The 6,099-nt window shown below is 61.5% G+C and carries 7 protein-coding genes; 2 read left to right on the top strand and 5 right to left on the bottom strand.

The window, feature by feature from the left end; all coding sequences use genetic code 11:
* Positions 1 to 108: 108 nt before the first annotated feature.
* The 4 genes from NKJ55_RS29165 to NKJ55_RS29150 all read right to left on the bottom strand — a co-directional run bounded on the left by NKJ55_RS29165 (position 109) and on the right by NKJ55_RS29150 (position 4,246).
* Positions 109 to 2,562, bottom strand: a complete 2,454-nt coding sequence (locus NKJ55_RS29165) for a phage tail protein (RefSeq protein WP_352452898.1) — start codon at positions 2,560 to 2,562, stop codon at positions 109 to 111.
* Complete coding sequence (locus NKJ55_RS29160) at positions 2,559 to 3,161, bottom strand: phage connector family protein (protein ID WP_352452897.1); 603 nt, start codon at positions 3,159 to 3,161, stop codon at positions 2,559 to 2,561. The genes NKJ55_RS29165 and NKJ55_RS29160 overlap by 4 nt, the downstream gene beginning before the upstream one ends.
* 290 nt (positions 3,162 to 3,451) lie before the next feature.
* The gene (locus NKJ55_RS29155; RefSeq protein WP_352452896.1) at positions 3,452 to 3,697 is read right to left on the bottom strand and encodes a hypothetical protein; all 246 of its coding nucleotides are present in this window, start codon (positions 3,695 to 3,697) and stop codon (positions 3,452 to 3,454) included.
* Between the two features lie 201 nt (positions 3,698 to 3,898).
* Positions 3,899 to 4,246 (bottom strand): hypothetical protein, encoded by a 348-nt coding sequence (locus NKJ55_RS29150; RefSeq protein WP_352452895.1) that lies wholly within the window; start codon positions 4,244 to 4,246, stop codon positions 3,899 to 3,901.
* Positions 4,247 to 4,357: 111 nt separating this feature from the next.
* Between NKJ55_RS29150 and NKJ55_RS29145 the strand changes: the two genes are divergently transcribed.
* Positions 4,358 to 4,891 carry a hypothetical protein gene (locus NKJ55_RS29145; protein ID WP_352452894.1) on the top strand — a complete coding sequence of 178 codons (534 nt, stop codon included), beginning with the start codon at positions 4,358 to 4,360 and terminating at the stop codon, positions 4,889 to 4,891.
* A 10-nt stretch (positions 4,892 to 4,901) separates the two neighbouring features.
* Here the strand turns inward: NKJ55_RS29145 and NKJ55_RS29140 are convergent, their stop codons facing one another.
* Positions 4,902 to 5,741, bottom strand: coding sequence for an ATP-dependent DNA ligase (locus tag NKJ55_RS29140; protein WP_502904525.1), 840 nt, complete (start codon positions 5,739 to 5,741; stop codon positions 4,902 to 4,904).
* A gap of 151 nt (positions 5,742 to 5,892) precedes the next feature.
* Between NKJ55_RS29140 and NKJ55_RS29135 the strand changes: the two genes are divergently transcribed.
* Positions 5,893 to 6,090, top strand: a complete 198-nt coding sequence (locus tag NKJ55_RS29135; RefSeq protein ID WP_352452893.1) for a hypothetical protein — start codon at positions 5,893 to 5,895, stop codon at positions 6,088 to 6,090.
* Positions 6,091 to 6,099: the final 9 nt, after the last annotated feature.

Raw genomic sequence — 6,099 nt, 5'->3', positions numbered from 1 at the left:
CTCCTTCGCTCAACTGCCTCTCCAAAGAATCCTTTCTCAGCCTAAACTCAACCCCAAAATCGCCATATGCGATTCCCCTGCCCTCGAGGGGGGGGAGATCAGCAGTTCCTAAGGCTCGGCGTCGAACACCGGCGTCATCGCCCTGATCGTGCAGGGCGTTGGATTGACGTGGCGGATCTTCACCCGGCCCTGCCCTTCCCAGCTATCGTCGATCGGCACCTCGACATTGCCGGTGAACAATTTCGCCATGCCGTCGGGTGCGACCACGGACGGGATGCGAACCTGCTCCCAGCGGCCGCGGATGAACGACTGGACCTGAAGCCCGGTTGTGTCGGTTTCCAGCAGCGAAAGAATGGGCTTGGCCACCTTCTTGCGCCGCCCGACGATCGATCCGTCGCGGCCGCCGACATCGAGCTCCAGCGTGTTGGCTTCGGACTGGTAGCCGAGCCCGACCTGCCATTTGGCTGCCGTAGCCCCACCGGGCAGCGAGACCGCGCCAGCGGCCACAGCAAGGCCCTTGTAGACCTTGCCATCGGCCAGGACGTCGGCTGTTTCGCCGTTGAGATGATCAAGCCCTGAGACCGTGCCCACAGCGGCACCCGAATAGGTCAGGCCGCAGTCGACTTCGAATGCATCGCCGATCCCGCCATACTCGAACGGCGCGGTCTTTATTTCGATATAGCGCCTGGTCACGCCGCCGATCGTGCGTTTGACGATCAGCCAGAGATCGTCGTTGCCGTCCTGGCCGGGCGTCACCACGGCGCTTTCGACAACGGCCCAGTTCGATCCTGCGAAGCTTCCGGCGATCTGGTGGATGTGCATGCCGCGAACGTCCTGCGACGGCTGGTGCGTGTAGCCGCCGAGTTCGCCATCCCCGAGCGGGAACCAGAGCAGCGGGTCGGGGTCGGTCTGGAAGGCGAGTTCGACGACGCCTTTCTTGGGAATGTGCTCCGATATTTGACCGACATCGTCGGAGGTGAAGCGGCCGGTGGCGTTTTGCGTCAGCTCGGCGATCGATTTGCGGGAGCGGGTGACATAGAGGAACGACTGCCCCGCATCGACGGGACGCAGCGGGGCACAACCGAAAGTCCGCGACCGGCGGTTCTTGAACGAGGACGGCGTCAGCGCCTCGTCGATGCCGGAACCCGACAGCGCCCTCACCCCGCCAAGCGTTCCGATGATCAGCGCGCCGTCCGATTCCGCCACCCACGTAATGTCGTTGGCCTGGCCGCCACCTGCCTGCACGAATTCCAGCGCGTCGGTGTCTTTCTCACCGGTGGCGAAGTTGTCGAAATCGCCGGTTTGCGAGGCATAGACCGAGAATTTTCGGCTGAACGCCAGGCGCTCCTCGTAAAGCGAACCGCTCTGCACATACTTGCCGGGCACGAACGTGCCGAGACGCCAGCGAATGATCGGGCTGAGATCGGGCAGAGCATGCCCGTACAACTGGACCGTGACCACCGTCGTGCTGGTCCGGGCAACGATCTTGGCCCAGCGCCAGAAGCCATCCGCGGCAAGCAGACGAATGGCACGGCCGATATCGCTGGTCTGGAAGCCGATGCCGTCGTTGATGCCGACGATCGAGGAGGCCGAAAGATCGAACGGCGTTTGCGACGGCGCGTATTCGTGCAGGGCCAGTTCGGCGATAGCGGTTCCGTCGCTGCCGCCACCTGAAAACAGCAGCTGATAATATTCGTAGGCAACCGTGTTGTTGAAGCCGTCGAAGAAGCGGGTTTCCGACTTGGACCAGCCGGTCTCTCCGTCCCGGCTGTCGAGCGTCGTCCAGTCGGTGCCGTTGTGCGAGGCCTGGAATTGCCACTGGGTCGGCGATGCAGTGTCTGAGTGATCATTCGTGGCGGTAATCCAGTAGGCGTCGACCGTCTTGGCCCCGCCGCCGAACTGGTAGCGCAGATACCCGCTCGGAAAGCCCGCTATGTTCTCCCCCTTCTGCTTGTCGCCATCGAACACCTGCCACACGTCGGATGAGCCGTTGCTGTTGCTGACCGTGCCGCTTGGCAGCGTATTCGCGACCATGACCGGCATGGCGTTGCCGGTTGCGGCCGGCGTTAGCGTCGTGGCGGTGGTGTTGATCTTGTCGTAAGGGCCGTCGAGAAAGACGAAATCGGCCAGCGTCCAGGTCGTGTGCGCGGTGCGCGTCAGCACTTTGACCGGATGATCCTTATGGGTGATCCACATCTGGTCTGCCGACTGGACGAATTGCAGGTCGAAGAGATCGGCCTCGGGATAAGGCGAAACGACTTCGACCGTGCCGACGCGCGCGCCATAGGCATAGACGCGGATGTAAAGATCGCCGAATTCGAGCGCATAGGCCTGATCAGCCGAGAAGATGAACGGGATCAGCCGTGTCGCCTTTGACGGAGCCTTCACCTGCGCGCAAAAATAGGTGCCGCCACGCTTCCTGATACCGCCATGCGGCAGCGTGACGAAATTGGTGCATTTGGACAGCGCCGCCCGGTAAAGCTCGAGCGAGGCGCGAGCATGCAAGCGGGGAGAAATCTCGCCGCGGATGAAAGCATCCTGGATCGGATAGAGCGTGGTCATCGGCCGACGCCCCGGCTGTCGCCGCGCTGGAAAGCCCAGGACGTCGTCGAAAATCTGCCGCCGCGCTGGATCGCATTGGCCGAGTAGGCTGCATCCAGCGCCCTGTCATAGGCGCTACGGGCGACGTCGATCATGCTGGCCTTGTGGGTCAACGGATGGGCGATCTTGATGGCGAGCGCCGCCACCAGCACCTCGGTGAACAGCGCGTCCCAGTCGTTGGGGTCTGTCAGGTTGGCGACATAGCGGATGATGCGCGGCCCGGCCTGATCCGAATAGATCAGCCCGGCCTCCTGCCGCCATGAGAGCGGCACGCCATCCGGCTCGCCATTCCCTGTCAGCGGCAAGGGCCGCAGGCAATCGGCGGGAAGCTCATAGGCGAAGTTCAGCGTGCCAGCGCCGCCGCCGGTGTCGAAGCCGGCGACCGAGGCCGCCAGGATGGCGAAGACAAAGGCATGCTTGGTCAATTCGGCCTCGCGGGTCAGGTCGAAATGCAGATTGAGCAGGCGCGCCGCCTTGGCGTCCTGGTCGAGGCTGTCGATCGGCGCCTCGTCGAGCACGGCGAGCGCCATGTTGGCGATGTCGAGCGGGGTGATGGCCATGGCTCAGGCCTCTGTCTGTATGGTTGGTCGGAGAAAACGGGGCATGGTGCCTCCACGGCAAAAAGCCGCTTCGAAGCGGCTGGGAATTTTTTGTGATTTGTGGCTTGGGCAGAACGTTGCACGTCTCGTGCACGGGGGCCGTCACGACGCCAACCGCCCGTCAGGACACGGGTGGCAGGCGCTGCGTGATCCGTCTCTTTTCCTTTCGAAGCAAGGAAGACGGCAATGCTTTGGCTATTGCAGTTTCACGACACCGCCGCGCAACGCGGCGATGTCTTGCCTGAATTGTGTCAGCCGACGTGTGCGCTGGTCGAGATCCCTGTTTCAGCTGACTTGGCAAAGACGCTTGCTTTCACCCTTCCGGCGCCTCCCGCCAAAGCCAAGCCCCTGTCCAGGGCGTCCTGAAGACTTGGCGTGTAGTAGGCGGTGTCTTCCAGGCCGCTGAAGAAGTTTATGCGATGAACTTCCCCCTTCTTGCTCATGACAATGCCCGCTTTTCGGAGCACTTCCTGAACTGTTTTGTACTTCATGTTCATGGTGACCTCCCTTACCAAGACAAGGCAGCATCGCCCTTTCTTGTAACTGTTTGGTGCCGTCGATTGACCGAAGGGCAACATGAATGTTGTAGCGAACGCCAAAATTCATATCACTCCGACGCAGCGCAGCGGGTGAACTTGGGATTCGCCGACCTGGTGTCCCGAAGGGGCGGGACGTCTGACGCCCGCCCCTTCGCCCGATCAGGCCTCGGTCGTCTTCAGCGCGATGAACGTCATGTGCTTGACGCTCGACGCCGTGCGGTCCCAGTTTGCCGCCAGTGCCAGCTCGGCATCGGTGGCGAATTCGCCGGCCGAGGACGCATCGAGGAAGCGGGTGCCCGGCACATGCGGCACGAAATGCCGGCGGCCGACCATTTCGGTGACGCCGCCGCCATGGCCCTGCCGCGGCTTGCGGTCGAACTCGAGCGGGCCGCCTTCGGTATTGAGCGGCAGCTCGTTCCACAGGATTGCCTTGTCCTTGAACATGAACGCCGTGTAGACGCCGCCGGCAAGCGGAATGTCGTCGTCGACGACGGCCCTGAGCCCCATGTAATAGGGGATCTGTAGCGCGCAAAATCACTTGGCACCTCCGCGCAACTTCATTTGGCACTAACTAGCGCGCCTTCAACGAGCGTTATAGGGTGCATTGAGGAGGCCTGAATGGATGACGACGTAACAGTGGAGCCCGCCGATCTGAGCGGGGCCTTCAAACTAGTGGGAGAGTTGCTTTACCACTTCGCCATCTTGGAGCGTGAGATCGACCTCGCAATGGGGAAGCTGCTTGGCATCGCTGGAGGACCGCTCGACATCGTAGCCTCGAATACGGACTTCATGAGAAAGGTGAAAGTCCTTTGGTCGACCGAAGGATTTTTGGCTGCACAGCCAGACATTGATCGAAAAAAGCTCCTAAAACAAACCTGGTCGTCGATCACTCAGCTCAATGACGACCGAAAGATGGCCGCACATGCATTGTTTGAACGGATCGGCGATAGCGTTGTCTTCCGCCACGTCGCGACGGGGAAAGGGCTCACAGTCGATACGGTCGAGTGGTCGCCAACAGACGTTCAAGCCAAAGTCCAGCATATCCAACGCACAATCGACAACCTTCAAGTTATCCTCCGCGACATGAAACCCTACGCCGCGTCTATGGACTTCTCTGATCGCCGGAACAGTGGCCTCGTCCCTTTGCTTTGAGCCGGATCCCTTAGTGCTCGTCCCAGAAGTCCTGCAGCGAGGCATGGCGCAGCTCCTCCTCGCCTCGCAGGTGCTTGATCCGCACTTTGATCCCCGGCCTGACCCACTGCGTTGCCGGCCGGTTTGGCATTTCCTTTGGCGGCGGCCCTGCGTGCTCCTGGACACGCTTCCATAGGCGTTCTCGCATCTCGCGGTTGACGCTGACGAAGGCGCTTCCGACGTATTTGCGGGTGCCCGGCTCGGCCATCAGGGCGAAGGCTGGCTTGCCCTGTTCGCGCTCGATCCCGAGTAGCTCGAACTCGTCCACCGAGTAGCACTTCGTTTTGAGCCAGTTGGTGGTCGGGCCGCTCACATATCGGCTGCCGATGCGCTTCGAGACCATGCCTTCGAGGCCAGCCTGGTCGACCAGGTGATAGATGGCATTTGCCTCCGCTGGCAGCTCCTGGCTGAACTGGATGCGGACGCTCGGCGGGATGATGCCTGCGAGGATCTCCCGCCGCTCCTCCAGCGCCGTGTCGCGGAGATCGCGGCCATTGTGGTGCAGCAGATCGAAGGCGACGAAGTAGAGATCATGCTGGCGCCTTGTGATCGCCTTTCGTAGCTCGGCAAAGTCCGAGAGGCCCTTGTCATTGAGAACGATGATTTCGCCATCGATGATGGCGCCCTTGACATCCAGCGCCTTGGCCGCTGCCGCGAGGTCGCGGTACTTGGTCGTCCAGTCGAGGCCGCGTCGGGTGAAGATGCGCACGCGCCCGGCGTCGATGACGATCTGTGAGCGATAGCCGTCGAATTTGACCTCGTGACTCCATCCGTCACCTTGGGGCGGCTTGGCAACCAAGGTCGGCATCATTGGGGGTATGAACTCGAGCCGGCCGGGGCCGGTACTTACAATTTTACGCACCAGTTCGATTCTAGGCGGCCGGCTTGCATTAGCCAGAGTGAACAGAAGGTGATTCCTGGCCGGCATCGCAACAAAACCGGCCGCGCTCGCGTTGCGAGGCATGGAACCTCAAGAGAACTTCCAGAATGCCTGGGCGGCCCTCCGGCTGATCCGCATGGCCATCGAAGAGACTTGCCCCGCCGGCGTGCTGCCGAGCGAGGAAGCTGTTTTGATGCTTTATGGCCCGGAGCCAATCCATGAGGGCGAAGCCCTTGCCAAAGCCATCATTGAAACGGTGGAAAAATTAGCTGGCGGATGAGCGATGAGA

Origin of the sequence: Mesorhizobium sp. M0106, from assembly GCF_040322715.1 — a bacterium.
GTDB lineage: Bacteria > Pseudomonadota > Alphaproteobacteria > Rhizobiales > Rhizobiaceae > Mesorhizobium.
The sequence above is the reverse complement of the archived record's forward strand: the minus strand, read 5'-3'. Positions and strand labels throughout refer to the sequence as shown.